This is a genomic window from Pantoea sp. SGAir0418, from assembly GCF_043529865.1.
In genome coordinates this window covers 2,158,452-2,184,482 of sequence record NZ_CP027911.1, presented here as the reverse complement: position 1 = coordinate 2,184,482, position 26,031 = coordinate 2,158,452, and the positions used below count along the sequence as shown (strand labels likewise).

Below are 26,031 nucleotides of genomic sequence, written 5' to 3'. Positions count from 1 at the left end.
ATTATTATTGAGCGGAGCGCATGGCCACCGGCTGCGCTTTTACCGGCATACCGGGCATGAACACTTTCTGCAGACCGTTGACAATTACCTTGTCACCTGGCTTCAGACCCTGCTGCACAATACGCAGGCCGTTAGCCAGATCGCCCAGCTGAACATCGCGGCGTTCGGCTTTGCCTTGCGCATCAACCACGTAAACGTATTTACGATCCTGGTCGGTCAGTACCGCGCGGTCGTCGACCAGCAGCGCGTTGAATTCTGCGCTGCCCGGCAGCCGCACGCGGGCAAACAGGCCTGGGGTAAACTGACGCTGCTGATTGTCGAGCGTGGCGCGCATGCGAATGGTGCCGGTGCTGGCGGTCAGCTGGTTATCGAGAAAATCGACGGTGCCGCGGTGCGGATAGCCCTGTTCGCCGGTCAGCGCAATCTCTACCGGCAGCGAACCGCGGTTCTGGCCCTGACGCGCCATCGCCTGGTACTGCAGATAAATCGCTTCGTCGACGTCAAAGTAGACGTACATGCGGTCCTGCGAAACCAGCGTGGTGAGAACGCTGGCGCTGTCGCCGGCGGTCACCAGGTTACCGGTGGTGATCATCGCCCGGCTGGCGCGACCATCGATCGGCGCGGTGACGCGGGTAAAGTCGAGGTTCAGCTGCGCCATATCGACTGCCGCCTGGGCGGCCAGCACGCTGGCCTGCGCCTGACTGGCGGTCGAACGACGCTGTTCCCACTCTTCGCGCGATACCACCTGGGTGCCGATCAGTTTGTCGGTACGGGCCGACTCGCTGCGGGCCAGCGCCGCCTGGCTACGCGCGCTGGCCAGTTCGGCCTGCGCCTGCTCCAGCGTGGCGCGGTAGGTGCGGTCATCAATGGTAAACAGCACCTGACCTTTCTTCACCTCATCGCCTTCGCGATAGTTAACCTGATCGATGTAGCCCGAGACGCGCGGACGCAGCTGCACGCTCTGCACCGCTTCAATGCGGCCATTGAAGCTATCCCACTGGCTGACTTTTTGTTGCACCACCTGCGCGACACTCACTTCGGGCGGAGGCGGCGGCGCGTTTTGCGCCACACCGCGATCACAACCGGCCAGCAGGCTTCCCAGCAACATCACTCCTGACAGGCTTACGGCCCGACGAACCCCATATGTTTGCAGATGCATTGTTGTTATTCCGCGTTGGTGAAAAAGAAAGGAGACGTACGAAAAATCTGCAACTTTTAAGATTGCATTAAAACCACAGGAGTGTAGGCTTGGGCGAACTGCATCTGCAAGAATATCTGATACACTTTATGTGCGGTTTTGATCAATTCGTAACAGGTAACGAAAGCCCCTACGGCGAGTGCGGCATTTAATGCAATAATAAAACTTGCATTAAGTGCGATAGTCAGTCACCCTTAAAGTGTAATTGCAACTGATACTGATACTGTTCGCCATGGCGACGGGAGAGAATGGGATGATGAGCGACGCTTTTATTCACGATCTGATCGACTGGATTGATAACAACATTGAAGCACGTCTGGATCTGGACACCGTAGCGGGGCGCGCCGGCTATTCGAAGTGGCACCTGCAGCGCATGTTCAAAGAGCACACCGGCTATCCGCTGGGTGAGTACATCCGGGCCAAGAAGCTGAAAAAATCGGCCGACCGCCTGACCACCACCAACGAACCGATCCTCAACGTGGCGATTTCGCTGGGCTTCGATTCACAGCAGTCGTTTAACCGCAGCTTCAAGCGCCAGTATGGCGTGGCACCGGGCGCATGGCGTCGTCACGCCGCGCACACCCCGAGCGCGATGCAGCAGTAAACCTCCGCCAGGGCCAGCCATGCTGGCCCGCGTTTTTCCCCGCCTGAAACCTGCTATTATCGGCGTCCTGCCTTTCAGGATGTCACTATGTCGAAAAAACTCTGGATTGGATTACTGTTTGCGCTGGTGGTTTGCTGGTTTCGCTGGGCTTCGATTCACAGCAGTCGTTTAACCGCAGCTTCAAGCGCCAGTATGGCGTGGCACCGGGCGCATGGCGTCGTCACGCCGCGCACACCCCGAGCGCGATGCAGCAGTAAACCTCCGCCAGGGCCAGCCATGCTGGCCCGCGTTTTTCCCCGCCTGAAACCTGCTATTATCGGCGTCCTGCTTTTCAGGATGTCACTATGTCGAAAAAACTCTGGATTGGATTACTGTTTGCGCTGGTGGTTTGCTGGATCGGGCTGAAGCCCCATCTGAGCGGTACTGCACCAGAAAAACAGACGGATATTGCGCAACTGACCGATGTACATCGCGTGGCGCGCTGGCTGCAGCAGCATCACCGTTTGCCTGATTTTTATCTCACCAAAAGCGCGGCACGTCGTCAGGGCTGGAACCCGGCGCAGGGTAACCTGTGTGAGGTGTTGCCAGGGCGGGCGATTGGCGGCGATCGCTTCAGTAACCGCGAACGGCGGCTGCCGATGCAGGCGGGGCGCCAGTGGTATGAAGCGGACGTCAATTACGACTGCGGCCACCGCGATGCCGATCGTCTGCTTTACTCTTCCGATGGGCTGATCTTTCTCACCACCGATCACTATCGCAGCTTCACGCCGGTACCCTGACTATGCTGACACTCCATTTTGATTTTCGCACGCTGCGCACGCGCCAGGCCTTTTATCAGGCGCTGGTCGAACAGAGCGGCTGCGGTGAACGCTTTGGTTACAATCTGGATGCGCTGTGGGACTGGCTGACCGGCGGTATGGCGCTGCCGGCAACGCTGCATTTGCAGCATGTCGCCGAGGTCAGCGCCAGTGCGGAGTTTGCCCCGGTGCTGGCGCTGCTGGAAGAGGCGGCGCAGCAGCTGGCGGGTGAGCTGCGCCTGATTACTCACTGACTACGCGTGCAGCGGCAGCAGCATAATCGCCAGCGTCTGGCGTGCGCTGGCCGGCAAATCGCCGCCGCCGGTGTAGCCGTTATTCTCGACGATCAGCGAATTTAACCCCACCAGCCAGTCATAAATGTAATAGGCGGTGTGGTTAGCCGGCGCGGCAGACAGCCGCGTCAGACGCTGGCCTGACGAAAAGCTGACGCTGGGCGCCGGCGGGCGGGCGAAAATCGGACTGCCGCGGTTGACGCGACTCTGTGGCCGTTCACGTTCATCCCGCTGCAGGAAGCCGAGCCAGGCGACAAAGTCACCCAGCACCGTCATGGCACGCGACACCTGGCGATCGGTGCGCGCTTCATGGGCACTGGCCTGCGTCTCCGTTTCGTTCAGCGCGCTTTGCAGTTTGCTCAGCACCTGCAGACGGAAGCTGGCGGTGATGAGCTCCTCCACCAGCAGTTCCAGCGTTGGCTTATCAACGTTGAGCAGCGCCAGCAGGCTCTGGCTCTCCGGCAGCTGACGCAGGTGCGCCAGCCACAGCGCGAACACCTGCTGGGGAAACTGCTGATCGCGCTGGCCGCTGCTGCTGCGCGGTTCGGCGGTGGTTACCGGCTCATCGTTAAACAGGTCAAACTCAAAACCAATACCAAAATAGCTCTGCTCTGCCGCGGCTGGCTGGCCACCGGTGGACGGCGTGCTGCCGTGGCTCTGACTCAGCCACAGCTGGCGCACCGCCTCGCGCGACGGCTGCAGACGCTCAAGCAGCTCGCCGTGCAGGCCGGTGCGATGCTGTAAACACTTCAGCAGCGTATCGGCGATGGCCTGTTTCCGCGCGGCCTGTTCCGGCGTGGCGCTGGCTTCGGTCCACGGCTGCAGACGCTCCACCAGTTTCTGCTGCAGCGTGCTGAGCTGCAGCGCCAGCCGGTCGCGCCGTGCCTCCGGCTGCATCTCATCCTGCAGCCAGCTACTCATGCGGTCGACACCGGCGCGATCGCGCGCCAGCATGGAGCCCCAGCTCTGGCCAGGCTGACCAATCTGCCGCTGTACCGCTTCATCGACGTTGATTTGCGACTGCTGATAGCGCGCATCGTGCGGCGTAATCGCCCAAATCAGGCGCGGCTTGTCTGCGCTGGCCGTCGCGCTCTGCTGCAGTTGCCACTCGCGCAGCGCGCTGGCGGCGAGATCCGCATCCTGACGCTGGCTGGCGGCGGTACAAATCAGCATTAAATCGATGCCCTGACGCGCGGCATAGAAGCCCGGCAGCAGGGCACGTTTCTGTTCCAGCAGAGTGGCGCGCAGCGCATCACGCGCCTGCAACCTTGCGCGCTCGTCCTGCTGATCGCGGTCGGCGGGCGTGCCCGGTGCGGGCAGTTCCAGCATATCGGCTTCGTCATACAGCGCCTGACGCGGCGTCGAACTGAGCGGGAGGGTGATTTCCAGCGTCAGCAGCGCCAGCCAGCCGAGCGGTACTGACTGCGGTTTGCCCACGCGGTTGGCGACAACCGGACACACTTCAATCAATTCGTTCAGGTCGGCGTCATGGCCGATGAGCTTTTCAGCGGGCAGCGAGGCGTCATCCACCAGCAGGCTGAGCGGTGCCAGCACGCGCGGCGCGTGCCGCAGCTGATGGCGCAGATGCAGCAGGCTGCGCAGGGTTTCATTCAGCGCCGGACGCTGCGGCCACAGCAGCGCAAACAGCTGCACGCGGTCGTCTACGTTGAGCCACGGTGCCAGCTCAATCGCCTGCGGCCAGAAATGACGGTCCAGCACCTCGGCGTGGTCGGGCTGGCGGCGATGCCACGCCCACAGCGTCACCAGCGCGTCGCTGTCGAGGCCGGGCTGCATCTCGCTCTGGCGATGGCGCTGCAGGCGCTGCAGCGCGGCATCAATCGCCGCGCTGTCCGGCTGGGTGTCCGCGCTGGCACCGGCCAGCATCAGACGAATCAGCTCGGCTTCGCTCAGCAGCGTCATCTCCAGCGGCCACGCGCCTGACTGCGCTTCACGCTGATGGCTGAAACGGGTGGCGATGGCAAAATCGAGATTGCCGGGATTGATGTGCTGAAAATAGTTCAGGGTTTTGTCGCCGAGACGGGCGATCAGCTGGCCCTGCGCGTCGCCGACCATTTCACTCAGCAGCCAGGCTTTACCCGCCTGCGACTGACCAAACAGCGCCAGGGTGACCGGCCGCGCCAGCTGTCGCGCCAGCGCGTGGCTTTCAACGCGGGCGCGCCGCAGCTGGAGCCGCAGCGTATCGGCTTCCAGCGCCAGACGCGGCGAGTGCGCCTGGTGGCTCTCCACCCAGTTCAGCGCGCCGTCAACCGTCTCCTGCAGCAGACCCAGGCGTTTAGCAGGCGTCGCCGGCGTGGCTTTTTTGGCAGTTCTCATCGTTTACACACGCTCCCGCTGTCGATCCAGTATTGCGCATTGGCGTTGCCGGTGGCCGACAGCGTATTCAGTTTCAGACTCAGTTGCTCCAGCGGCACGCGCGTGCCATCGTCCATGCGCGCCTCGCTCAGCACCAGCCGCTCCGGGCCGAGGTTATCCGGCCCCGGTTGTACCGCCAGCCTGATGCGCAGCACGCTTTCGCCCGCTACCTGGCGCGCCAGCTGCGGATCGGTAATGCTCAGGCTGTAGAGCGGTGTCGCCGGCCAGCGGTCGTTCTCCAGCTGGCGGAAACCGAGGCAGACGTTACCGCGAATGCGGAAGCTGCTTTTACGGTCCAGCGCGAAGCTGTGGCTATCGAGATCAATCTCGCTGTAGCACAGATTGTCATCGCTCAGCGTGGCGTTTTCATCCAGTACGCCAAGATAGCGAATGGTCGAGTAGGGTTCAAAATCGCCGGCGCGGAACCAGAAGCTGCTGAGACGCAGATCGAGTGCCAGCAGACACAGCATGGCACCGACCGCCGCGGTGGATTTCGGGTTATCAATGCGTCCCTGTTTGTTGAACGGATACCAGTCGCTGGTGTGATACCCCTCCAGCGACAAAATGCGGCTGCCCGGCAGCGGCTGCAAATGACGCACAAGCGCCTGAATGCCCGGGAAGCGCGACGGGCGACCGGTCAGCAGCAGCACATCGCACTGATAGAGGGAAACCACTTCGCACATGGCGCGCAGCGCCGGGATAATCGCCATCCGGTGCTGCAGGAACTCAGCATGCAACTGCGCCATGCTCACCACCAGCGGCACGTCAAGCAGATCGAAACGGCTGTCGCCGCCGAGCGTGCGCTGAATCTCTCCGTTGACAAACGCCAGCACGCTACTGGCTGGCTTCTGCGGCACCAGCTCGCCAAACAGCGCGTTAATTTCGCTGTGGCTGTCGAGTGGATTCCAGTTTTCATAGCGTTCCAGCACCGCCTGCGCCAGCGGAATAAACAGCTGCAGGGTGACCTGCTGGCGCAACGTGGCCTGACCGTCCATACGGCTGTCGTGCCCAAACAGCTTGTTCATCAGTGGTTCCGCCAGCGCCAGGCCGGCTTTTTGCAGGCTCTGCTGTAGCGCCGGCAGGATCCACAGCTGAATCACGTCCAGCAGAATGTCATCGCCGGCCACTTTAAACCCTTCCCGGAACAGCAGGCGCGGGGTGATTTTCACGTTGTTGCCCTGACCATCATCCAGACGATACTGGGTGATGGCGAGGTCGGTGGTGCCGCCGCCGATATCAATCGAGGCGATGCGCAGGCTTTTGCCCGGCAGCTCATCCGCTTCGCGCGGGCGATCCGGGCGCGCCATGCTGCTGAAGAAATCTTCCGCGCGACCGGCAAAATTCACCTGGGTTTCGTTAAACAGCCACACCATCTGACCGCAGGTGGCTTCATCCCACTCCATCTGCACATCCGGTACCGGCCGCAGGCTGTGTGCCTGGCTGGCGGCGTCAAACGCGGCGTCGGCCGGATGCCAGCCTTCGGCTTTCCACACCAGCGCGATGGCTTCCTGCATGCGGCGACGGAAAATTTCCCGCTCCGGCTTCGGCATGGCTGATGGCAGCGTCAGGATCACATGACGCAGCTGGCGCGGCGCCTGGCTTTGCGGCATACGCTGGCGCTGGGCCACGCTGTTCATCTGCATCATGGCCTGCGCCAGCAGCTCACACAGCATAAAGGTCATCAGCGAGCTGCGGCTGTAGCTGGCAGAAAACACCGGCAGGCGGTCATCTTCCGGCAGGGCATGCAGCGGCTGCCCCTCATCGTTGAGCAACAGGGTAAACGGCAGCGCGGTGGCCTGCGGCTCGTCGCTGCCGCCGCTGGCGTTGAAGCGCCAGCCTGGCTGATAACGCGCTTCGTCCCATAAGTAGCGGCGCGGGCTGGAGAGGCCGGTGCTGCCCTCGGTGCCGGCGCGCTGCAGCGCCAGACGACTGGCTTCGCGACCGACGCGGGTCAGCGAGGGCCACATAAACGCGTTTTCGCGGCCGCTCTCCAGCGAGAAGTTGGCTTTGCCAAAGTGCGTTTCGGCAAACTCCAGTCGGCTATCGAACAGCTCGTTGTAGACCTGGTGCGGCTGCGACAGATCGCGCAGCTGCAGCTCATAGGTCTGGCGCAGGCCGTTGCTCTCTTCGGGGTGATCTTCCACCAGAATGCCGCAGGTGTGCGAGTTGCCGACGTCGAGAATGATATCCACGTTGACCGCCGGCGTTTGCGGTGAGGCCGCCTGGGTAGTGATTTCTGCCAGATCGAGCTGTTCGCCCAGCAGTTCCAGCACGTTGAGATAGTGCGCCTGATATTCAAATTCGCGCAGCGCCTGGTTCACTTCCTGCTCACGGCGTGATTCCAGCGCATACACCTGCTGGCTGAACGTCTCGCGCAGCCAGCCGTCAACCCAGGTGAGGTCGAGGAACTCGCCCAGTTCATAGTTGTGCCACGCCAGCGCAAAGCTGACGCCGTTCTGCGCATCGGCTTTGCTCAACCCCAGCTGCTCACCGCCGTCCGCGTCGGCCACCAGGCGCGTATCGAAGGCGAGGGTGATGCGATGGGTATTGCCCGCCGCGTCGGGCTGGCTGAGCGGCGCAAGGCGCAGACGCGCCCAGTTATCCGGGCCACCGATGAAACGACGGCCGCTGGAACAGCGCAGCACCGGCAGCGGCAGCCACTGCCCGGCCAGCAGCGTCAGGGAATCGGCCAGCGCGATATCGGTTTCCGGGCGCACCACCTCAGCGGCACCGCCATCCTGCGGATAGAGCAGAAACTTGCCGCTGTTGCCATCAACGTTGAGGCGCAGCAGCGGGCCGTTGGCGGTCTGGCGCACAAACTGCCGCCGCGCCTGTAACGCGGGCAGGCGCAGACCAAAATCAAGAAACTGCACACCGCTGTCTTCGATCAGCGTGATTTTCTGTTTGTCATCAATCAGGGGAGCCAACATGGTTACTTACTCTCACGCTTAATCGTCAACGGGAACACCTGATCGGCGCCATACTGCGCCGTACAGCTGGCAATGCCATCACCGGCTTTGCACAACAGCTCCGGCATGCGATAGCGTGATTTATCGCTGCAGCTGGCAGTATAGCGGCTGCGCACTACCATGGTGCCGGCGCTGGTCATGGCAGCGGTGACATCGGCTTTACAGCGAATATTGTCGCCCTGGGTAATCACTGCGCTGCCTTTACCGTTGCGGATCTGATAGCGCAGGCTCGGCGGCTTGCCGGTCGGCAGATTGGTCTGACGCAGCGTCACGCGCCAGGTACCATTGATAAATTTCACCGAGCCGAGGCGCGCGTCATCGGCCGTCATCACCAGATCGTCCGCTTTGGCCGGTTCGGTATGTTCCGCTACGACCTCCGGCGGTGCCGGTGGGGCAGCCGGTGCCGGCGCAGGCGTCACCGTCGCACTGCTATGCGGCAGCGTGGCGGCCAGCGTCTGTGCTTTCGCCAGCATCGCCGGGGCCAGCGCGGGCGCGGCGCTGACCACAGGCGCGGTTTCGGTTTCTGCCGGCTGGACCGGCGCGTTGTGTAACCAGAAGGCCACACCCGCTGCGGCGGCAGCGGCCAGAGGCAGCACCAGCAGCAGCGGGCGCAGTGCGGATTTCTTCCGCGCGGGCGCGTCGGCGACAACGCTCAGCGGTGCGGGTTCGGGCTGTGGTTCGGGTTCCGCCAGCAGTTCCGGCTCGGGCTCCGCCACAACGGGGGCCGCAACCGGTTCAGGCGCGGCAGCCCTTTCTGGCTCCGGCGCGGGCACCAACAGCGGCGGCAGTTCTTCATCAAGGCTGTCGCGCAGGCAGGCCAGCGCATCATCACGCGTGCGCGCCTGCGGGTCGACAAAGCCCCAGAAGGTGATCACCGGCTTGCCATCCACCAGATAGACGTATTGCTGATCGGGAAACTGCAGCGTCTTCGCCAGCAGCGCCCCAAACAGGCGCATCGCCGGATTGTCGGCATCCCGGGCGCGCAGGCTGAGCGCCTGCAAATCCTGCTGATTAAGGGTGAGCTGATCCAGCGCCTGACGCTTTTCGCGATCGCTGGCCGCCAGCCAGGATTTCACTTTGCCGCTGAATGGCGCGTACCAGTCAAGGCGGTCACCGCGCTCGTTGGCCTGCGGGATCGCGAGGCAGTTGGCCAGTGTCGTCTGGCGGCGCAAACGTAACGTTTCGCGAATTTGCAGGGCAGAAGCCCAGACCGGCTGGCCGTTCTCCCCCAGTGCCAGTAACGCGTCGAGATTGCCGCTGCGCAGAAAAGTTTTTGCCACTCGTTGGGCCCTTATCGGTGGTTATCTGAAGCCAAACATCGGGTGTGATGGGCGATGGTAGTGATCTTAAGCCAAATGCGCCGCAATCAAACGGGGGAAAAAGGGGGGAAAACAGGGCGTTATTCCCCCCACGGTACGCGGGGTGGTGAAATGTTAACCGTTCCGGCGTGGGCTGAGCAGCAAATGGGTGAGGACGCCCCCGATCAGGCCCCAGAACGCCGAACCGACGCCGAGCAGGGAGATGCCGCTGGCGGTGATCAGGAATGCCACGATGGCGCTGTCGCGTTGCGCCGGTTCCGCCAGCGCGCGCTGCAGGCTGCCCGCCAGCGTGGCCAGCAGTGCCAGACCGGCCAGCGTGGCGATCAGTACCGGCGGCAATGCGCTGAGCATCACGGCGATCAGCGCGCCGGTAAAGCCGGTCAGCAGATAGAACACGCCCGCCAGCGCGGAAGCCACCCAGCGGCGCGCCGGGTCCGGATCGACATCATCGCCCATACAGATCGCGGCGGTGATCGCCGCAATACACACCGAAAAGCCACCGAACGGCGACAGCAGCAGCGCGATCAGGCCGGTCCAGCCGGTGAGCGCGGAGACCGGCGGCCGGTAACCATGCGCCTGCAGCGTGGCAATACCGGGCGCATTCTGCGACGCCATGGTCACCAGGAAGTAGGGCAAGCCGACGCCAATCAGCGCGGCAGGATTAAAGTGCGGCATGATAAATTCCGGCACGCTTAGCGTTAGCGCATGAGGCGGAAAGTGGATGGCGCGCTGACCCAGCGCCACCAGCACGCCCGCCACCAGCGCCAGCAGAATGGCATAACGCGGCAGCCAGCGGCGGCCCAGCAGCCACACCAGACACATGCTGCCGCACAGGGCAAAATGATCCTGTAAGCCGCTGAAGGTGCCGATGCCAAAACGCAGCAGAATCCCCGCCAGCATCGCGGCCGCCAGCGACTGGGGAATGTGGTTCATCAGCCGGGCAAACAGGCCGGTCACGCCGCTCAGCACAATCAGCAGATTGGTCGCGACAAACACCCCGACCACTTCATTCAGCGTCAGGCCGTGCACGCTGGTGGCCAGCAGCGCGGCACCCGGCGTCGACCAGGCGGCGAGCACCGGCATCCGCGTCCACAGCGACAGGCCGAGTGACGCCAGCCCCATGCCCACGCCCAGCATTGACAGCCAGCCGCCAATCTGCGCCGGTGAGGCGCCTGCGGCCTGCGCCGCCTGGAAGATCAGCGCCGCGGTGCTGCTGTAGCCGACCAGCACGGCGATCAGGCCGGAAATCAGCATCGGAAAGGAAAAAGCCGGACGAACAGTCGCAGTGGTCATGGAATCACATCCTGTTGTGCGTTATAACGCACATTGTGGCACGCACAGTATGGCGCGCACAAGTGGTACACTGCGCGCCCGCTTTTCAGGAGAATTCATGGAAAATCTGCATCAACATCTCAGCCAGGCGCTGAAGCAGCTGCGTCAGGCCAATGGCTGGAGCCTGACGCTGGCGGCGGCGCGCACCGGCGTGAGTAAAGCCATGCTCGGTCAGATTGAGCGCGGCGAGTCGAGTCCAACGATCGCCACGCTATGGAAAATCGCCACCGGCTTTAATGTGCCGTTCTCCTTTTTTGTGCAGAGCGGGGCGCAGCCGTCGGGCGATGTGGCGACCTTCAGCCAGCCTAATGCACAAATGCAGGTGAAGCCGCTGCTGCCGTATGACGCGCGTTTGCGCTTCGACCTGCTGGAAGTGACGCTGGCGGCGGGCGCGCAAAGCGATTCGTCAGCGCACGAAAGCGGGGTGATTGAGCAGGTGGTGGTGCTGGAAGGTGAGCTGTTGCTGGGCATGGCGGGCAGCTGGCGTCGCCTGCAGGCCGGCGAGGCCAGCCAGTTCGCCGCCGATCAGCCGCACAGCTACCGCAATCCGCTGGCCAGCCCGTTGCGCTTTCATAGCCTGATTCACTATTTGCAGCGCAGCTGAGCGGCGGGATGCGCAATTACAAATTGATACGAAGGCAAACTACACAGTTTACCTGCGTATTTATATACTGCGGTCTCATCAGTAAAGGAGAAGGGCGATGAGCGAGCTGATTAGCGCCGCTGCCGCGTTACGCAGCATCAATGGCAAACTGATGCGCCGCCTGCGTGAATCGGCCCCGCCGGGCGATCTCACCTGGCCGCAGGTTTCCGTGCTGGGTTATCTGGTGCGTGACGGCGCGATGACGGTGACCGAGCTGGCCGCGCGCGAAGGGGTGCGCAGCCAGTCGATGAGTGCCACGGTCGCCAGCCTGCAGACGCTGGGGTTGGTACAGGGCGTGGCCGATGCGCAGGATGGCCGCAAAACCCGCTATCAGCCTACCGCTGCCTGCCTGCAGCTCGTCGCCAGCAATCGCGCCCAGCGTGACGACTGGCTACTGCACAGCATCAGCAGCCTGCTCAGCCCGCAGGAACAGCAAACACTGCTGGCCGCCATTCCCTTACTGCAACGACTCGCTGACCCTTAATTTGAGAGGACTCACCATGGCTGTCACCACGTTAGATGCCCAAACCGCCCTGATTGTCATCGACCTGCAGCACGGCATCGTCCGCCTGCCGGTTACGCCGCGCCATCCGGATGAAGTGATTGCACGCGCCACGCAGCTGACGCAGGCGTTTCGCGCGAAACAGCTGCCGGTGGTGCTGGTGAACGTGGCGGGCGGCGCGCCGGGCCGCAATCAGCAGCCGCGTCACGATGCTGCTCTGCCAGCAGACTGGGCGGTGCTGGTGCCGGAAATGACCCCGCAGCCGGGCGATATCAGCGTAACGAAAAAAACCTGGGGCGCGTTCCACAATACCGATCTGCACCAGCAGCTGCAGCAGCGTGGCGTAACGCAGGTGGTGGTGTGCGGGATTGCCACCAGTATCGGCGTGGAATCCACAGCGCGTCAGGCTTACGAGCTGGGCTACAACGTTACGCTGGCGACCGATGCGATGAGCTGCCTGAACGCCGAAACCCACCACAACAGCATTGAGCGTATCTTCCCGCGCCTCGGTGAAACCGGCACCACTGACGAAATCCTCGCGCTGCTGAACTGATCTTTTCCCTCCAGGGCTGGCGCTGCCGGCCCTTATCTTTACCGTTCCCTGAAGGCTGTCTGGCGATGCTGGATGTTAGGCTGGCGATCAATAGTTAATTTAAAGAAAGAAACAGCCCACGATGTAGGCTTTAAAGTTGCACAGTAACCATTTTTATCAGGCTCATTACCACAAAAACCGCATATAAAAGTAATGAAAATATTGACAGGTAATAATAAGTGTCAAGCCACTTTGTTACGTTTACATCGATAGCATTAAGAAAGGTAGAAATAGCCGCCTGCTCTTTGGGTTGAAAAATAATTTTCTGGCCTTTTTTAAGCCTGGAGAAGAAGTAGGACATGCCAAAAGAGCCAAAAAAACCCATGGAGCCGTAGAATCTATACAGTGGTGGTAATTCGAATGCGCTGTCGAGATATTGCGATAACAAAGTGTTATATTTGCGTTTGTTAATTAAATAAATAATAAACTGTAGCGTAGTTATAAAAAAAGGGATGATCGCGCATCCGAGAGCAACATAAGAAAGAGTCGTGTTCATGCTATTTCAACCATAGATCCATAAGATAATCACTTGCTGAGCTGGCAGCAGTCCCAGCCACTAATGAACCTACAGCGGCGCAAGCAACCCCTCCGGCTCCTGCAGTGGCTATGCCTACAGCAAAACAAATACCGATACCAGCAGATGCACCCAGCGTCCCTCCAGTAATACCAGCAAATGTACCGCTGGCGAATTTACTATATTCTTTAAAGGCAGTTTTGCCACATTCACTCTCGCGTCCCCTGGTGCACGCGTTAACTACCTCATTAGTGGTGTTTGCAAATGAGAAACCGATACCAATAAAACCGCCCATCCTGAGAAAACGAGCCGCCCTGGCGGCATTCCCTACGTAATATGAATAGCCTGGAATTCCACCCATCCCAACGGTAGACCACTCATGCACAATAGATCTACTGGACAGGTTAAGTGCGCGTTTCATATTCTCGTATTGCTGAAACTTAACTGAATATCGAGCAAGATTACTAAGCACAGGTTTGTTGACCAGTTCTTTCAGCTGGTTCAACAACTGATTTCGCTCAATAAAAAATTGCTGGCTTATCAGTGTTCCCTGAGTGCGAAACTGGTTTTGATAACTTGCTTCGATTTTCTTAAGCGTCTGCTCAATGGCATTGAAGTATTTTTCACCAGCATCACCGACGGTTCCGAAAACCTTATCTCCAGCACTGGTTAGCGCAGCAATTATGCCATAGTGTTTCTGCATAAAACCGGACTCGTCAACGCTGACTCCGACCAGGGCGTTATTAGTGCGGGACTTTGCCTGTTTTAATGCTGTAAGTGCTTGCATGGTTAGAGGGGCCGGCGTCTCTGGGTCAGCAACAATCAGTATCTGTCCCGGCCTTAACCAGGGCGTGTCAGCGTTCAACTGCATAAACATGGTAACTGCCGGAGCACGGGTGTCGCGAAACAATTCTCTGGCCTGGTACTCCAGTGATCCAGCGCGTTCGACAACACAATATCCCGGGGCGATGTTACGTGTCATGAATCCTTTCTCCCTTCCCTGACTAACATCCTGCACGCCTGACTGCAGCAAACAATATAAGTAATTCTATTGCGCGGCGCAAAATGTGTTGGCTAACAAATGTGGTGTGAGCGCTCAGATGCGCAAATGCGAAACCGGCACCACTGACGAAATTCTCGCGCTGCTGAACTGATCTTTTCCCTCCAGGGCTGGTGCTGCCGGCCCTTGTCTTTGCCGCTCCCTGACACTGGTTATTCTGCTGCGCCTCGCTTTCCCTGCCGCCGTTGAGAGTTGGTTGTAACAGCGCTGGTTACTGTCACAGTATGCACAGCAACACGATAACCAATATTTAGCCTGACTTTACGTTTTTATTAACACCAGTGAGCAGCAGGATCGGGCAGAGCAGTACAGCGCTATTCTGCTGCAGGGAGGTAGGGATGCTAAAAAAATTAAACGTGCTTTATCTCATCGCCAGCCTGTTTTTTCTGGGCACCGGTATTACCTTAGGTCTGGTGCTGTCACCGTTAATTACCGCGGAAGTAAATGCCACGCAAAAGGAGGTTAATCTGGTGAAACAGCAAGCACTATATAGCGGTGAGTTTGATCGCCATCAGCCGGGCAGTGATGCGCTGTACTGGGCCAGCGGCAAGGTCTATCTCAATGAAAACGTCATCGCCTTTGAGGGGGAAATTGCCCCCGGTCCACACTATAAAATTTACCTCACCAAAACTCAGGCGTTTGATCAGCACTCATTTCTGCAAATAAAACATCAATCGGCGTTAATTGGCGATTTAAATAACTTTGGTGATTTTATTAAATCGCTGCCGGAAGGCATCGATCCGCAGGAATATTGTGCCGTACAAATCTGGAGTGAGCAATTTTCGAAATTTGTCGGCTCAGCGCGTTATCGCACCTGAATAAGGCACCGACGTGCGCCGGTGCCCCATTTAGATTACTGGAAAGCGTAGCTTAGCGTCAGGCCGACGCTGTAATTACGCCCCGGTGCGGGTTCGTAATACCGGCCATTGCTCTCATTAACGATGACCGAGCCGATATAGTGGCGGTCGAGCAGATTATCCACACGGCCAAACAGATCCAGCGTCCAGTTCTGCACCAGCCATTTATAGCCGCTGTTCAGTCCCACCACCGTATACGCCGGCGCTTTGACATCATTCTGGTCGTTGGCCGCAATGTCGCTCAGGTAGCGCAGGTCGCCGCCGGCATACCAGCCTTGCTCCGGCGCGTAGGCCAGTCCGGCGTAAGCCATATTGCGTGCAATACCGGGGATGCGCTTGCCGTCACAGCTGTCGCTGCCGCAGGCGTTACTGCGGTAGCGCGCGTCGAGCAGCGTCCACGCGGCTTTCAGGTGCCAGTCATAGCCAAACTGCTGATCGAGTCCGAGTTCCAGGCCTCGGCGGCGCGTCTCACCGGCGTTTTTGTAGCTGGTGCGGCCTTCGTAACTGCTGTCTGACACGATCTCGTTTTTGGTATCGGTCTGAAACAGCGCAGCGGTCAGCAGGCCGTTGCCGAGGCGTTTTTTGCTGCCGAGCTCCACGGTATTGCTGGTGGCCGGCTGCAGGTTGAGATTGAGCCCGGCCTGATCCGCCGCGCGGTAGGAGAGTTCATTGAGCGTCGGCGTTTCAAAGCCGCGACCAGCGGAAACATAGGCGTTCCAGCCATCATTAATCGCGTATTTGAGCGAGGCCGCAGGCAGCCAGCGGTGATAGCGGCGATTGCCGCTGTCATCCGGATCGCTGGCGGTCACGTAATAGTCGTTAGCATCGAAATTGACCGTGCTGAAGCGCACGCCGGCGTCCAGCGACCAGCGATCGCTCAGCTGCCACGCGGTCTGCAGATAGGGATCGAGGTTCCACTTCAGGTTGCGCTCGTTGCGGCGCAGATCACCCTGCACGCCGTAGTCGGTGGTGCCGTCACTGCGGGTGAAGTTCTGATAGCCTTTGCGCTTCTCGCTCATGGTCTCATAGTCGAGGCCGCCGGTCAGGGTCACCGGCAGCGTCAACAGCGTAGCGCGGTGCGTCCAGCGCGTATCAATGCCCTGGTAGTGGCGCGCCAGCGAAATGACACCGCCGGGATAGCCGGCTTTCAGCTGGGTTGCCAGCGGGATGGACTGATACTGGGTGGTTTCGCGTTCACCGGCATAGAGCATCACGCTGAGATCGTCGTTGTCGCTCATCTGGCGCAGGTAGTGCAGGCCCGCCTGGGTCTGGTCGACGGTTTTACGCGCGTTGTACAGCGTGACGTTGCTGGCCACCTGGCGCGGATTATCACGCCACTGATCCGGCGTCAGGCCGCCCGGATCCTGCGCCTCAACGTGAACGCTGTTGAACAGCAGCGTCAGGGTGCTGACATCGTCAATGCGCACGCCAAGCCTGGCATTGCCGAGGTTTTTCTGCGCGGCGCTGTGGTCGCGATAGCCGTGCGTGGTGAAGCGCGATGCCGACACCGTATAGTTAACATCGCCGGCGTGGCTGCCATCACCGGTGGCACCGCTCGCTTTCACACTGTTGCGCCAGCTGCCGTAGCTGCCGTACCAGCTGCTGGCCTCCAGCGTGGTCGGCTGCTGGCCGCGCTCGGTTTCCACATTGATCACGCCGCCCGATGCGTTGCCGTACAGCGCGGAGAACGGGCCGCGCAGCACTTCCACGCGTTCGATGGAACCGATATCGATATTCGAGGTTTGCCCCTGGCCATCCGGCATGCTGGCCGGAATGCCGTCAACGTACATTCTGATGCCACGCACGCCGAAGGTGGAACGCGAGCCAAAGCCGCGCACCGAAATCTGCAGGTCCTGCGCATAATTTTGTCTGTTTTGAATTTGCAGACCGGGCACGCTGGTGAGGTTTTCAGACAGGTTAACGCGCGGTGCGGCGTGGCGCATATCGTCGCCGCTGACGACGCTGACCGCCGCCGGGGTATCCAATTCGGAGAGTCCACTGGCCGCGGGCGCGGCGCTCACCACCAGGGTATTGCTGGCATTGTCCGCCGCCAGCAGCGGCAGCGGCAGCGGCAGGAGTGCAGGCAGCATCAGCAACGGCGCCTGTCGCAAAAGAGCAATTTTCATTTTAATAACCGTAAAAGACGTGAAATGAACCAATTGGGACATTTATCGCGCGTATGTTAATCGTTTTAGCGCGGGTTTGAAAAGCGTTAATAGTAGGGCAAAACCCTGTTAAGTGTGGCGGGAAAAATGTCCTTTCACCGCACCTCTGGCCTGGCTGTCAGCCCCAATTTCTGTCAGTGTGATCGTTTTGCCTGCGGTCAGAGGAAGGAGAAAACATGAGTCAGCAACCTGTAGTGGCGGTACTGGGATTAGGCGCGATGGGACACGCATTTGCCGCCAATCTGTTGAAGAAGGGCTTTACCGTGCGCGGCTGGAACCGCACCCGTGCCAAAGGTGAAGATCTGGTGGCCGCAGGCCTGACGCTGAGCGACAGCGCCGCGCAGGCTGTGGAAGGCGCAGAGGTGGTGATTGCCATGCTGGCGGACGGCGCTACCACGCGCGCCACGCTTAACCAGGTGCAGAACGCACTGCAGCAGGGGGCTACCGTGGCGCAGATGGGCACCATCGGTGTTGAAGCGACCGACGCGCTGATCGCCGGGCTGGCGGCCGCACGGCCGGACGTGGTGTTTATTGATGCGCCGGTTTCCGGTACCAAAGCGCCGGCTGAAAACGCGCAGATTCTGGTGATGGCCAGCGGCGACCGGCAGCGCGCCCAGGCGGCGGAGCAGGTGTTCGCCGCGATTGGTAAAGGGACGCAGTGGCTGGGTGCCGCCGGCGCCAGCTCGCGCATGAAGCTGGTGGTGAACAGCTGGTTGATTGGCCTGATGCAGAGTCTTGCCGAAAGCACCCGGCTGGCAGAGCAGTTCGGTTTCACTACCGACGATCTCTGGCAGGTGCTGGAGGGCGGTCCGCTGGCAGCGCCGTACGCCAAAATGAAACTCGGCATGATTGCCAGCGGCGACTTTACGCCGCAGATGCATCTGATCTGGGCGCTGAAGGATGCGCGGCTGGCGCTGGACGCGGCCGGCGACACCTCGCTGCCGGCGCTGGAAAACATCGTCGATGTCTGGCAGCAGGCGGTCGATGCCGGTTACGGCGAGCAGGATCTGGCGGCGGTTTATCAGTACCTGAAACGCTAAATGAGTCAGCGGCTCGACTTTGACTTCTCGCAGCGTCCGCTGGTGCCGTATGCGCATGATTACGCGCACGGCGATGCGGAGCCGTGGCACTATCACCACTGCGCGCAGCTGATACATACCCTGAGCGGCGTGGTGAAAGTGGAAACGCAACACGGCAGCTGGATTGTGCCGCCCAGCCGCGGCGTGTGGCTGCCGGCCGGCACGCGTCATGCGCTGCACATCGTTGGCAGCGTGGCGGCGCGCACGCTGTTTGTCGATCCGCTGGCGCGCGCCGATCTGCCCGCCAGCTGTCAGGTGGTGCAGATATCGCCGCTGCTGCGGGAGCTGATTGTCAGCGCGCTCACGCTGCCGGAGCATTACGCGTCTGGCAGTCGCGCCGAGCGCATTTACGAGCTGATTCTCGATGAAATTCGCGTGATGGACGTGCTGCCGTTTGGCCTGCCACTGCCACACAGCGACCGGCTGCTGGCGCTGTGCCAGCAGATTCAGCAGGCGCCGGGCGAGAGCTGGACGCTGGCGCGCGCGGCAGCGCAGCTGTGTGTGGCGGAACGCACGCTGGCGCGCCATTTCAGTCGCGAAACCGGTTTGCAGTTTAGCGACTGGCTGCGGCGTGCCCGGCTGAGCGTGGCGCTGACCCGGCTGGCGCAGGGCGATACGGTGCTGGCCGTGGCGCTCGATCTCGGTTATGACAGCCCGAGCGCCTTTAGCGCCATGTTTCGTCGCGTGCTGGGCGTTACGCCAGCGAACTACTTTCCGGCGGCAGAAAAGCGCCCGCCGCGTTAAGCAACGCCTGCAGCGAAGCGCGCGTTACGTCATTATCAATACCCACGCCCCACGCACGCTCGCCATGGGGCGTGATGCAGCTGATATAGCACACCGAACGGCTGTCGCTGCGTTTGCCCAGCGTGTGTTCATGGTAATCCGCAATGGTTACGGCCAGATCGTAGCGCTGACGCAGCGCGGCCACCGCCGCTGACAGCAGACCGTTGCCGCGCCCTTCCAGGGTTAGCTGCTGCGGACCCTGCTGCAGGCGCGCTTTAATCCGCGTCTCGCCCTGATCATCGCTATGGCTCTCCGCCTGCAGCAGGCGACACCGTGGCTGTTGCAGGCCGTACTGCTGACAAAACAGCTGCCACAGCGCGTGGTGCGTCATCTCCTGGCCGTGAGCATCGGTCTGCTGTTGCACGCAGCGGCTGAAATCCTGCTGCAGGCCGCGCGGCAGTTGCAGGCCGTGATTTTGTTCCAGCAGCCAGGCGGCACCGCCTTTACCGGACTGGCTATTCACGCGGATAACCGCTTCATAGCTGCAGCCGATGTCCAGCGGATCGAGTGGCAGGTAGGGCATTTGCCATACCACTTCATTACGCGCGCTGCGTTCGGCAAAGCCTTTGCGAATGGCATCCTGATGCGAGCCGGAGAAGGCGGTAAACACCAGTTCGCCGGCGTAAGGATGGCGCGGATGGACCGGCAGCTGGTTACAGCGCGTCACCACTTCCAGCACCTCGCGCATATCGCTAAAGTCCAGCTCAGGCGTCACGCCCTGGGTATAGAGATTCAGCGCCAGCGTCACCAGATCGACGTTGCCGGTGCGCTCGCCGTTACCAAACAGACAGCCTTCAACGCGATCGGCCCCGGCCAGCAGCGCCAGCTCGGCGCAGGCGATGCCGGTGCCGCGATCGTTATGTGGATGGACGCTGATGGCCACCTGCGAGCGCTGGCTGAAGTGGCGACAGAAATACTCGATCTGGTCGGCATAGACGTTGGGCGTGTTGACTTCCACCGTGGCGGGCAGGTTGATGATCATCGGCCGCTGCGGTCCCGGCTGCCAGATGGCGGCGACCGCTTCACAGATTTCCAGCGCGAATTCCGGCTCGGTAAAGCAGAAAGTTTCCGGCGAGTACTGAAAGGTCCAGCGCGTGGCGGGCTGCGCCGCACAGCGTGCGCGGATTTGTCGCGCGGCGGCGCAGGCCAGCTCGACGATCTCAGCTTTGCTCTGACGAAATACGCGTTCACGGAACAGCGGTGCGGTGGCGTTATACAGATGGATAATCGCCTGCGGCGCATCACGCAGCGCTGCAAAGGTGCGATCGATTAAATCGCCGCGCGCCTGAGTTAATACCTGAATAGTGACGTCGTGAGGGATGTGCTGCTGTTCAATCAGCAGGCGCACAAAGTCAAAATCGGTTTGCGAGGCGGCGGGAAACGCCACTTCAATCTCTTTAAAGCCGCAGCGCAGCAGCAGTTGCCAGAATGCTAATTTGCGCGCGCTGTCCATCGGCGTGGCCAGCGCCTGATTGCCATCACGCAAATCGGTTGAGAGCCAGCGCGGCGTGCGGGTGATCTGGCGTGACGGCCACTGGCGATCCGCCAGATTGATGACAGGCCACGGGCGATATTTTTCAGCAGGTTGAGTCAGCATGGGGGGTCTCCTTGAGGTCTGCCTGTAGTCTGCAGTAACCTGCCGGACGCGGCTCACGCATAGCTGACAACCCGGCGTGCAAAACTGACAGCTGCCGCAGCGATACCCGTCAGTTAAACCCTACTGTGCTTCGATGCCGTGTTTTTTCATCATCGCGCGCAGCTGATGATAAGTGACGCGCAACAGTTCAGCGGCGCGGCGCTGGTTGTATCGCGCCTGTTGCAGACTGGCTTCGACCAGGGCGCACTCCTGCTGGTTTTGCCACTGGCGTAAATCCAGCGGCAGCGCCGGCAGGGCGTTTTCACGCTGTTCTGCTGCTGGCTCTGTTATCGCAGGAGCGCTGCGTGGCGCAAACGGATTGATGATGATGGTGTCGAGCGCCTGTTCGGTGCTGTGATGACGGTACACCGAGCGCTCCACCACGTTTTTCAGTTCACGCACGTTGCCCGGCCAGCTGTGCTGCAACAGGGTGAGCTGAGCGCGCTCGCTAAAGCCGGGAAACAGCGCCAGGCCCAGCTCGCGGCACATTTGAATGGCAAAATGCTCGGCCATCACCAGAATATCGCTGCGGCGCTCGCGCAGCGGCGGCAGCTGGACAACATCGAACGCCAGGCGATCGAGCAGGTCGGCGCGAAAACGGCCGGCGGCGGCCAGCGCGGGCAGATCCTCATTGGTAGCGCACACCAGCCGCACGTTAACCTGCAGCGACTGATTGCCGCCAACGCGTTCCAGCTGGCCATACTCAATCACGCGCAGCAGTTTCTCCTGCACCAGCATCGGCGCAGTGGCAAGCTCATCCAGAAACAGCGTGCCACCATCGGCGCGCTCAAAGCGGCCAAGGTGGCGCTTCTGGGCGCCGGTAAAGGCTCCGGCTTCATGGCCGAACAGCTCGGAATCCAGCAGGTTTTCATTCAGCGCGGCGCAGTTGAGCGAAATAAACGGCCCCTGCCAGCGGTCGGAGAGGTAGTGCAGGCGGCTGGCAATCAGCTCTTTACCGGTACCGCGTTCGCCAGTCACCAGCACCGGTTTCTCCAGCGGTGCCAGTTTCGATACCTGTTCCAGCACCTCTAAAAAGTTATTCGACTCGCCCAGCAGATTGTCTTTACCATTTGCCATGATGAAATTCACCACTGATTAATTAATTTCACTACTTTAACGGATTGCGCCGCGCGTGTAAAACAGTCAAATCCAGTAAAATCAGCATATTAAAAACTGGCACGCATCTTGTATTAGTCATGAGCGTAAAGACATGACAACCAGAGGAACATCATTATGGGTATTTTTTCTCGTTTCGCCGATATCGTGAACGCTAACATCAACTCGCTGCTGGAGCGTGCCGAAGATCCGCAGAAACTGGTACGCCTGATGATTCAGGAAATGGAAGACACGCTGGTGGAAGTGCGTTCCACCTCGGCCCGCGCGCTGGCAGAAAAGAAACAGCTGCTGCGCCGTATTGAGCAGGCCGAAACTCAGCAGGCCGAATGGCAGGAAAAAGCTGAGCTGGCGCTGAGTAAAGAGAAAGAAGATTTAGCCCGTTCGGCGCTGATTGAGAAACAGAAGCTGACCGACCTGATCGCTGCGCTGCAGCAGGAAGCCAGCCACGTTGAAGAGACGCTGGATCGCATGAAAGGCGAGATTGGCGAGCTGGAGAAAAAACTCAGCGAAACCCGCGCCCGCCAGCAGGCCCTGACGCTGCGTCACCAGGCGGCTTCATCGTCACGCGATGTGCGTCGTCAGCTCGACAGCGGCAAGCTGGATGAGGCAATGGCACGCTTTGAATCGTTTGAACGTCGCATCGATCACATGGAAGCAGAAGCGGAAAGCCAGCGCTTCGGTAAAAGCAAAACGCTGGACCAGCAGTTTGCCGATCTGAAAGCCGATGACGAAATCAGCCAGCAGCTGGCTGCGCTGAAAGCCAAAATGAACCGCAGCGAGTGATCGCCCCGGGCCTGCTAACGGGCCCGGATTGCCGGGTGTACTGAAAAAGGAGAGTCAATGAGCGCACTATTTCTGGCCATACCGTTAACGATCTTCGTGCTGTTTGTGGCACCGATCTGGTTATGGCTGCACTACAGCAACAAACGCAACGGCGGGACGCTATCGTCCGGTGACCTGCAGCGCCTGCAGCAGCTGACGCAGGAAGCGCGCCGCATGCGTGACCGGGTCGAGGCGCTGGAAGCGATCCTCGATGCCGAACACCCGAACTGGAGGCAGCCATGATGAACGGACGCAAACTGTGGCGTATTCCGCAGCAGGGCAAAGTGCGCGGCGTGTGTGCCGGGCTGGCCGAGTACCTGGATATTCCGGTGCGGCTGCTGCGTGTGATTGTGGTGCTGTCACTGTTTTTCGGTCTGTTTATGATCACCGTGACCGCCTACTTTATCCTCGGCTACGTGCTGGATGAAAAACCGCTGGACGCACCCTCTGAGCGCACACCAACGGCGCGCGAACTGCTGGATGAGCTGGAGAACACGCTCACCGCGGATGAGCGTAACGTACGCGATATTGAGCGTTACGTGACCTCAGAAACCTTCAGCGTACGCAGCCGTTTCCGCCAGATTTAATCCCTGTCGCGGGCCCGTCAGCGGGTCCGCTGCTCTAAGAGAGGCGCTATGCATACGCAACGTTTTACTGCTCTGCGCCGCCGCGCAACGCCTGCGTTGAAGTCGGCGGGAAAATTCATCATCATCAGTGCAGTAACCTATGCGCCCGGCGGCCTGGCCGGCTGGGCAGTGAAATCGGTGGCGCGCCGTCCGCTGCGCCTGTTGCTGGCGGCCGCCCTGGAACCGTTGCTGAGTAAGGCGTTTAACCGCCTGTCAGCACGTTTCATCAGGGAGAGCGATGAAAAGACTGCAAAATGAGTTGATGGGGCTGATGAACCGCGGCGTGGATCGTCATCTGCGCCTCGCCGTCACCGGCCTGAGCCGCAGCGGCAAAACCGCCTTTATCACCTCGCTGGTTAACCAGCTGCTTAATGTCCACAGCGGCGCGCGTCTGCCGCTGTTTTCCGTGGTACGCGAAGAGCGACTGCTGGGCGTGAAGCGCGTACCCCAGCGTGAGTTGGGCACGCCGCGCTTTACCTATGACGAAGGGCTGGCCCAGCTGTACGGCACGCCGCCGATGTGGCCGACCCCGACGCGCGGCGTCAGCGAGATGCGCCTGGCGCTGCGCTACCGGCCGGATCAGTCTCTGCTGCGTCATTTCAAAGATACCGCCACCCTTTACCTCGAAATTGTCGATTATCCCGGCGAGTGGCTGCTCGATCTGCCGATGCTGGCGCAGGATTATCTCAGCTGGTCACGCCAGATGGTCGGCCTGCTGCAGGGCGATCGTCAGCAGTGGGCCGCGCGCTGGCACAGCCTGAGCGCCGATCTCGACCCGTTCGCGCCCGCCGATGAAAACCGCCTGGCGGAGATCGCCGCGGCCTGGACCGACTACCTGCATCAGTGCAAAACCGAAGGATTGCACTTCATCCAGCCGGGACGTTTTGTGTTGCCGGGTGACATGGCTGGCGCGCCGGCACTGCAGTTTTTCCCGTGGCCCAACGTCGATGAACAGCAGGCCGGCAAGCTGCTTCAGGCGCCGGCCGGCAGCAATTTCGCCATGCTGCAGCAGCGTTTTCACTACTACTGTCAGCATGTGGTGAAAGGGTTTTATAAAAATCACTTCCTGCGCTTCGATCGTCAGATCGTGCTGGTCGATTGCCTGCAGCCGCTCAACAGTGGACCGCAGGCGTTCAATGATATGCGGCTGGCGCTGACCCAGCTGATGCAAAGTTTTCACTATGGCCAGCGCACGCTGTTCCGCCGTCTATTCTCGCCGGTCATCGATAAGTTGCTGTTTGCCGCCACCAAGGCCGATCACATCACTGCCGATCAGCACGCCAATATGGTGTCTCTGCTGCAGCAGCTGGTGCAGGACGCGTGGCAGAACGCCGCGTTTGAAGGCATCAGCATGGATTGCCTGGGGCTGGCGTCGGTGCAGGCGACCGAGAGCGGGCTGGTGGATCATCGCGGAGAAAAATTACCGGCGCTGCGCGGTCATCGCCTCTCCGACGGTGAACCGCTGACTTTTTACCCGGGCGAAGTACCGCCGCGCCTGCCGGGCAACAGCTTCTGGCAGCAGCAGGGGTTTCAGTTTGAACAGTTCCGGCCGCAGCAGCTGGATGTCGATCGGCCATTGCCGCATATCCGCATGGATGCTGCGCTGGAATTTTTACTGGGAGATAAATTGCGATGAGCAATGAAACGCCACTCAAACCACGGATAGATTTTGCCCGCCCGTTGCAGGAGCCTGTGGAGCCGACCCTGCGCGCGGCGCACACCTTTAGCAGCGACGCGCAACAGGGGTTTCTGGTGACGCCTGACGCGGAGCCGCTGGAAGAGGGCGCCGGCGAGAAAGTGGTGGAAGCCGCGCTGCGGCCAAAGCGCAGCCTGTGGCGCAAAATGGTGGGCGTCGGGCTGGGCATCTTTGGCATCAGCGTGGTGGCGCAGGGCGCCCAGTGGCTGCACGATGCCTGGCTGACGCGCGACTGGTTTGCACTGGGCAGCGGCGTGGCTGGTGGGCTGATTGTCGCCGCTGGCGCGGGCGCGCTGATTGGCGAATGGCGTCGGCTGTATCGTCTGCGTCAGCGGGCGGAAGAGCGGGACGTTGGCCGTGAGCTGTTGGCCAGCCACGGCATCGGCAAAGGCCGGGCGTTCTGCGAAAAGCTGGCGCGCCAGGCGCAGCTGGATCAGGCGCATCCGGCACTGCAGCGCTGGCACGCGGCACTGCACGAAACCCATAACGACCGCGAAATTGTCACGCTGTATGCCCAGCTGGTGCAGCCGGTGCTGGACCGGCAGGCGCGGCGCGAAATCAGCCGCCACGCGGCAGAATCGACGCTGATGATTGCCGTCAGCCCGCTGGCGCTGGTGGACATGGCGTTTATCGCCTGGCGCAACCTGCGGCTGGTGAACCGCATCGCGGCCATCTACGGCATTGAACTTGGCTACTTCAGTCGCATCCGGCTGTTCCGGCTGGTATTGCTGAATATGGCGTTTGCCGGTGCGTCAGAGCTGGTGCGTGAGGTGGGCATGGACTGGATGTCGCAGGACATCGCCGCCCGTCTCTCGGCGCGTGCGGCGCAGGGCATCGGTGCCGGGCTGCTCACCGCCCGACTGGGGATCAAAGCCATGGAATTATGCCGTCCGCTGCCGTGGCTGGCGGAGGACAAACCGCGGCTCGGCGATTTCCGCCGTGAACTGGTGGGACAGCTTAAAGAATCGCTGGCCAAAAGCGGTGATAAAGCAGGTCAGGCTGCTAAATAATCTCACCATGTCTGCCTTTCACGCTGCCGATGGCGTGAAAGGTGA

General features: G+C 60.7%; 26 protein-coding genes. 16 read left to right on the top strand and 10 right to left on the bottom strand.

What is annotated here, in order from left to right; translation table 11 throughout:
• Positions 1-4: 4 nt before the first annotated feature.
• Positions 5-1,159, bottom strand: a complete 1,155-nt coding sequence (locus C1N84_RS10030; protein ID WP_031279145.1) for an efflux RND transporter periplasmic adaptor subunit — start codon at positions 1,157-1,159, stop codon at positions 5-7.
• Between the two features lie 292 nt (positions 1,160-1,451).
• Here C1N84_RS10030 and C1N84_RS10025 point away from each other — a divergent pair, with 292 nt between their 5' ends.
• The 4 genes from C1N84_RS10025 (at position 1,452) to C1N84_RS10010 (ending at position 2,853) form a co-directional block, all read left to right on the top strand.
• Positions 1,452-1,802, top strand: coding sequence for a helix-turn-helix domain-containing protein (locus C1N84_RS10025; protein ID WP_021506154.1), 351 nt, complete (start codon positions 1,452-1,454; stop codon positions 1,800-1,802).
• 131 nt (positions 1,803-1,933) lie between these two features.
• On the top strand, positions 1,934-2,059 hold the full coding sequence (locus C1N84_RS10020) for an AraC family transcriptional regulator (protein ID WP_394541614.1): 126 nt from the start codon (positions 1,934-1,936) through the stop codon (positions 2,057-2,059).
• Positions 2,060-2,146: 87 nt separating this feature from the next.
• Entirely contained in the window at positions 2,147-2,581 is a 435-nt protein-coding gene (locus C1N84_RS10015; RefSeq protein ID WP_166710087.1) for a ribonuclease domain-containing protein, read from the top strand.
• Between the two features lie 2 nt (positions 2,582-2,583).
• Positions 2,584-2,853: a barstar family protein gene (locus tag C1N84_RS10010; RefSeq protein ID WP_264441300.1), complete on the top strand. Its 270-nt coding sequence runs from the start codon at positions 2,584-2,586 to the stop codon at positions 2,851-2,853.
• Here C1N84_RS10010 and C1N84_RS10005 read toward each other — a convergent pair whose 3' ends face one another.
• From C1N84_RS10005 to C1N84_RS09990, 4 genes are all read right to left on the bottom strand, one after another.
• The gene (locus C1N84_RS10005) at positions 2,854-5,226 is read right to left on the bottom strand and encodes a virulence factor SrfC family protein (RefSeq protein WP_059008716.1); all 2,373 of its coding nucleotides are present in this window, start codon (positions 5,224-5,226) and stop codon (positions 2,854-2,856) included. It lies immediately after the preceding gene.
• Positions 5,223-8,195, bottom strand: coding sequence for a virulence factor SrfB (locus C1N84_RS10000; protein ID WP_264441299.1), 2,973 nt, complete (start codon positions 8,193-8,195; stop codon positions 5,223-5,225). Before C1N84_RS10000 ends, C1N84_RS10005 begins: the two co-directional genes overlap by 4 nt.
• Positions 8,196-8,197: 2 nt before the next feature.
• A complete protein-coding gene (locus tag C1N84_RS09995) occupies positions 8,198-9,514 on the bottom strand; it encodes an SrfA family protein (protein ID WP_264441298.1) in 1,317 nt (438 codons plus the stop codon).
• Between the two features lie 153 nt (positions 9,515-9,667).
• On the bottom strand, positions 9,668-10,846 hold the full coding sequence (locus C1N84_RS09990) for a benzoate/H(+) symporter BenE family transporter (protein WP_264441297.1): 1,179 nt from the start codon (positions 10,844-10,846) through the stop codon (positions 9,668-9,670).
• A 97-nt stretch (positions 10,847-10,943) separates the two neighbouring features.
• Between C1N84_RS09990 and C1N84_RS09985 the strand changes: the two genes are divergently transcribed.
• The 3 genes from C1N84_RS09985 (at position 10,944) to C1N84_RS09975 (ending at position 12,583) form a co-directional block, all read left to right on the top strand.
• The gene (locus C1N84_RS09985) at positions 10,944-11,489 is read left to right on the top strand and encodes a helix-turn-helix domain-containing protein (protein ID WP_021506147.1); all 546 of its coding nucleotides are present in this window, start codon (positions 10,944-10,946) and stop codon (positions 11,487-11,489) included.
• Positions 11,490-11,586: 97 nt separating this feature from the next.
• Positions 11,587-12,012: a MarR family winged helix-turn-helix transcriptional regulator gene (locus C1N84_RS09980; protein WP_264441295.1), complete on the top strand. Its 426-nt coding sequence runs from the start codon at positions 11,587-11,589 to the stop codon at positions 12,010-12,012.
• A 16-nt stretch (positions 12,013-12,028) separates the two neighbouring features.
• Positions 12,029-12,583, top strand: coding sequence for an isochorismatase family protein (locus C1N84_RS09975; RefSeq protein WP_058758482.1), 555 nt, complete (start codon positions 12,029-12,031; stop codon positions 12,581-12,583).
• A gap of 130 nt (positions 12,584-12,713) precedes the next feature.
• On the opposite strand, the gene C1N84_RS09970 is transcribed toward C1N84_RS09975, so the two are convergent.
• Positions 12,714-13,118 (bottom strand): hypothetical protein, encoded by a 405-nt coding sequence (locus C1N84_RS09970; protein WP_058769737.1) that lies wholly within the window; start codon positions 13,116-13,118, stop codon positions 12,714-12,716.
• 1 nt (position 13,119) lies between these two features.
• Positions 13,120-14,118: a hypothetical protein gene (locus tag C1N84_RS09965; protein WP_264441294.1), complete on the bottom strand. Its 999-nt coding sequence runs from the start codon at positions 14,116-14,118 to the stop codon at positions 13,120-13,122.
• A gap of 416 nt (positions 14,119-14,534) precedes the next feature.
• On the opposite strand from C1N84_RS09965, the gene C1N84_RS09960 reads away from it, so the two are divergent.
• Entirely contained in the window at positions 14,535-15,014 is a 480-nt protein-coding gene (locus C1N84_RS09960) for a DM13 domain-containing protein (protein WP_058769739.1), read from the top strand.
• 35 nt (positions 15,015-15,049) lie between these two features.
• Here the strand turns inward: C1N84_RS09960 and pqqU are convergent, their stop codons facing one another.
• On the bottom strand, positions 15,050-17,179 hold the full coding sequence (pqqU, locus tag C1N84_RS09955; protein ID WP_394541613.1) for a TonB-dependent receptor PqqU: 2,130 nt from the start codon (positions 17,177-17,179) through the stop codon (positions 15,050-15,052).
• Positions 17,180-17,394: 215 nt separating this feature from the next.
• On the opposite strand from pqqU, the gene C1N84_RS09950 reads away from it, so the two are divergent.
• Positions 17,395-18,258 carry an NAD(P)-dependent oxidoreductase gene (locus C1N84_RS09950; RefSeq protein WP_264441292.1) on the top strand — a complete coding sequence of 288 codons (864 nt, stop codon included), beginning with the start codon at positions 17,395-17,397 and terminating at the stop codon, positions 18,256-18,258.
• Entirely contained in the window at positions 18,259-19,041 is a 783-nt protein-coding gene (locus C1N84_RS09945) for an AraC family transcriptional regulator (protein ID WP_021506142.1), read from the top strand.
• Here the strand turns inward: C1N84_RS09945 and leuA are convergent.
• Positions 18,992-20,677 (bottom strand): 2-isopropylmalate synthase, encoded by a 1,686-nt coding sequence (leuA, locus tag C1N84_RS09940; protein ID WP_264441291.1) that lies wholly within the window; start codon positions 20,675-20,677, stop codon positions 18,992-18,994. The two genes, C1N84_RS09945 and leuA, sit on opposite strands and share 50 nt — an antisense overlap.
• A gap of 120 nt (positions 20,678-20,797) precedes the next feature.
• Entirely contained in the window at positions 20,798-21,793 is a 996-nt protein-coding gene (gene pspF / locus C1N84_RS09935; protein WP_125308797.1) for a phage shock protein operon transcriptional activator, read from the bottom strand.
• Positions 21,794-21,949: 156 nt separating this feature from the next.
• Here pspF and pspA point away from each other — a divergent pair, with 156 nt between their 5' ends.
• From pspA to C1N84_RS09905, 6 genes are read left to right on the top strand one after another with little or no spacing between them, the layout of a single operon-like run.
• Positions 21,950-22,615: a phage shock protein PspA gene (gene pspA, locus C1N84_RS09930; RefSeq protein ID WP_021506139.1), complete on the top strand. Its 666-nt coding sequence runs from the start codon at positions 21,950-21,952 to the stop codon at positions 22,613-22,615.
• 57 nt (positions 22,616-22,672) lie between these two features.
• Positions 22,673-22,897: an envelope stress response membrane protein PspB gene (gene pspB / locus C1N84_RS09925; RefSeq protein ID WP_021506138.1), complete on the top strand. Its 225-nt coding sequence runs from the start codon at positions 22,673-22,675 to the stop codon at positions 22,895-22,897.
• Positions 22,894-23,241 (top strand): envelope stress response membrane protein PspC, encoded by a 348-nt coding sequence (gene pspC / locus C1N84_RS09920; protein ID WP_058758492.1) that lies wholly within the window; start codon positions 22,894-22,896, stop codon positions 23,239-23,241. The genes pspB and pspC overlap by 4 nt, the downstream gene beginning before the upstream one ends.
• Before the next feature lie 48 nt (positions 23,242-23,289).
• On the top strand, positions 23,290-23,538 hold the full coding sequence (gene pspD, locus C1N84_RS09915) for a phage shock protein PspD (protein ID WP_058769747.1): 249 nt from the start codon (positions 23,290-23,292) through the stop codon (positions 23,536-23,538).
• A complete protein-coding gene (locus C1N84_RS09910) occupies positions 23,519-24,916 on the top strand; it encodes a YcjX family GTP-binding protein (RefSeq protein WP_264441290.1) in 1,398 nt (465 codons plus the stop codon). The genes pspD and C1N84_RS09910 overlap by 20 nt, the downstream gene beginning before the upstream one ends.
• Positions 24,913-25,986, top strand: coding sequence for a YcjF family protein (locus tag C1N84_RS09905; RefSeq protein ID WP_264441289.1), 1,074 nt, complete (start codon positions 24,913-24,915; stop codon positions 25,984-25,986). Before C1N84_RS09910 ends, C1N84_RS09905 begins: the two co-directional genes overlap by 4 nt.
• Positions 25,987-26,031: the final 45 nt, after the last annotated feature.

Excerpts from the sequence above, each read along its gene's own strand:
- C1N84_RS09985 (WP_021506147.1), top strand. The coding sequence starts at position 10,944 with ATGGAAAATCTGCATCAACATCTCAGCCAGGCGCTGAAGCAGCTGCGT.
- C1N84_RS09975 (WP_058758482.1), top strand. The coding sequence starts at position 12,029 with ATGGCTGTCACCACGTTAGATGCCCAAACCGCCCTGATTGTCATCGAC.
- C1N84_RS09965 (WP_264441294.1), bottom strand. The coding sequence starts at position 14,118 with ATGACACGTAACATCGCCCCGGGATATTGTGTTGTCGAACGCGCTGGA.
- C1N84_RS10025 (WP_021506154.1), top strand. The coding sequence starts at position 1,452 with ATGATGAGCGACGCTTTTATTCACGATCTGATCGACTGGATTGATAAC.
- C1N84_RS09970 (WP_058769737.1), bottom strand. The coding sequence starts at position 13,118 with ATGAACACGACTCTTTCTTATGTTGCTCTCGGATGCGCGATCATCCCT.
- C1N84_RS10005 (WP_059008716.1), bottom strand. The coding sequence starts at position 5,226 with ATGAGAACTGCCAAAAAAGCCACGCCGGCGACGCCTGCTAAACGCCTG.
- pspA (WP_021506139.1), top strand. The coding sequence starts at position 21,950 with ATGGGTATTTTTTCTCGTTTCGCCGATATCGTGAACGCTAACATCAAC.
- C1N84_RS09990 (WP_264441297.1), bottom strand. The coding sequence starts at position 10,846 with ATGACCACTGCGACTGTTCGTCCGGCTTTTTCCTTTCCGATGCTGATT.
- C1N84_RS09905 (WP_264441289.1), top strand. The coding sequence starts at position 24,913 with ATGAGCAATGAAACGCCACTCAAACCACGGATAGATTTTGCCCGCCCG.
- pqqU (WP_394541613.1), bottom strand. The coding sequence starts at position 17,179 with ATGAAAATTGCTCTTTTGCGACAGGCGCCGTTGCTGATGCTGCCTGCA.
- C1N84_RS10030 (WP_031279145.1), bottom strand. The coding sequence starts at position 1,159 with ATGCATCTGCAAACATATGGGGTTCGTCGGGCCGTAAGCCTGTCAGGA.
- pspB (WP_021506138.1), top strand. The coding sequence starts at position 22,673 with ATGAGCGCACTATTTCTGGCCATACCGTTAACGATCTTCGTGCTGTTT.
- pspF (WP_125308797.1), bottom strand. The coding sequence starts at position 21,793 with ATGGCAAATGGTAAAGACAATCTGCTGGGCGAGTCGAATAACTTTTTA.
- C1N84_RS10000 (WP_264441299.1), bottom strand. The coding sequence starts at position 8,195 with ATGTTGGCTCCCCTGATTGATGACAAACAGAAAATCACGCTGATCGAA.
- C1N84_RS09960 (WP_058769739.1), top strand. The coding sequence starts at position 14,535 with ATGCTAAAAAAATTAAACGTGCTTTATCTCATCGCCAGCCTGTTTTTT.
- C1N84_RS09980 (WP_264441295.1), top strand. The coding sequence starts at position 11,587 with ATGAGCGAGCTGATTAGCGCCGCTGCCGCGTTACGCAGCATCAATGGC.
- C1N84_RS10010 (WP_264441300.1), top strand. The coding sequence starts at position 2,584 with ATGCTGACACTCCATTTTGATTTTCGCACGCTGCGCACGCGCCAGGCC.
- C1N84_RS09945 (WP_021506142.1), top strand. The coding sequence starts at position 18,259 with ATGAGTCAGCGGCTCGACTTTGACTTCTCGCAGCGTCCGCTGGTGCCG.
- C1N84_RS09950 (WP_264441292.1), top strand. The coding sequence starts at position 17,395 with ATGAGTCAGCAACCTGTAGTGGCGGTACTGGGATTAGGCGCGATGGGA.
- C1N84_RS09910 (WP_264441290.1), top strand. The coding sequence starts at position 23,519 with ATGAAAAGACTGCAAAATGAGTTGATGGGGCTGATGAACCGCGGCGTG.
- pspC (WP_058758492.1), top strand. The coding sequence starts at position 22,894 with ATGATGAACGGACGCAAACTGTGGCGTATTCCGCAGCAGGGCAAAGTG.
- C1N84_RS10015 (WP_166710087.1), top strand. The coding sequence starts at position 2,147 with ATGTCGAAAAAACTCTGGATTGGATTACTGTTTGCGCTGGTGGTTTGC.
- leuA (WP_264441291.1), bottom strand. The coding sequence starts at position 20,677 with ATGCTGACTCAACCTGCTGAAAAATATCGCCCGTGGCCTGTCATCAAT.
- pspD (WP_058769747.1), top strand. The coding sequence starts at position 23,290 with ATGCATACGCAACGTTTTACTGCTCTGCGCCGCCGCGCAACGCCTGCG.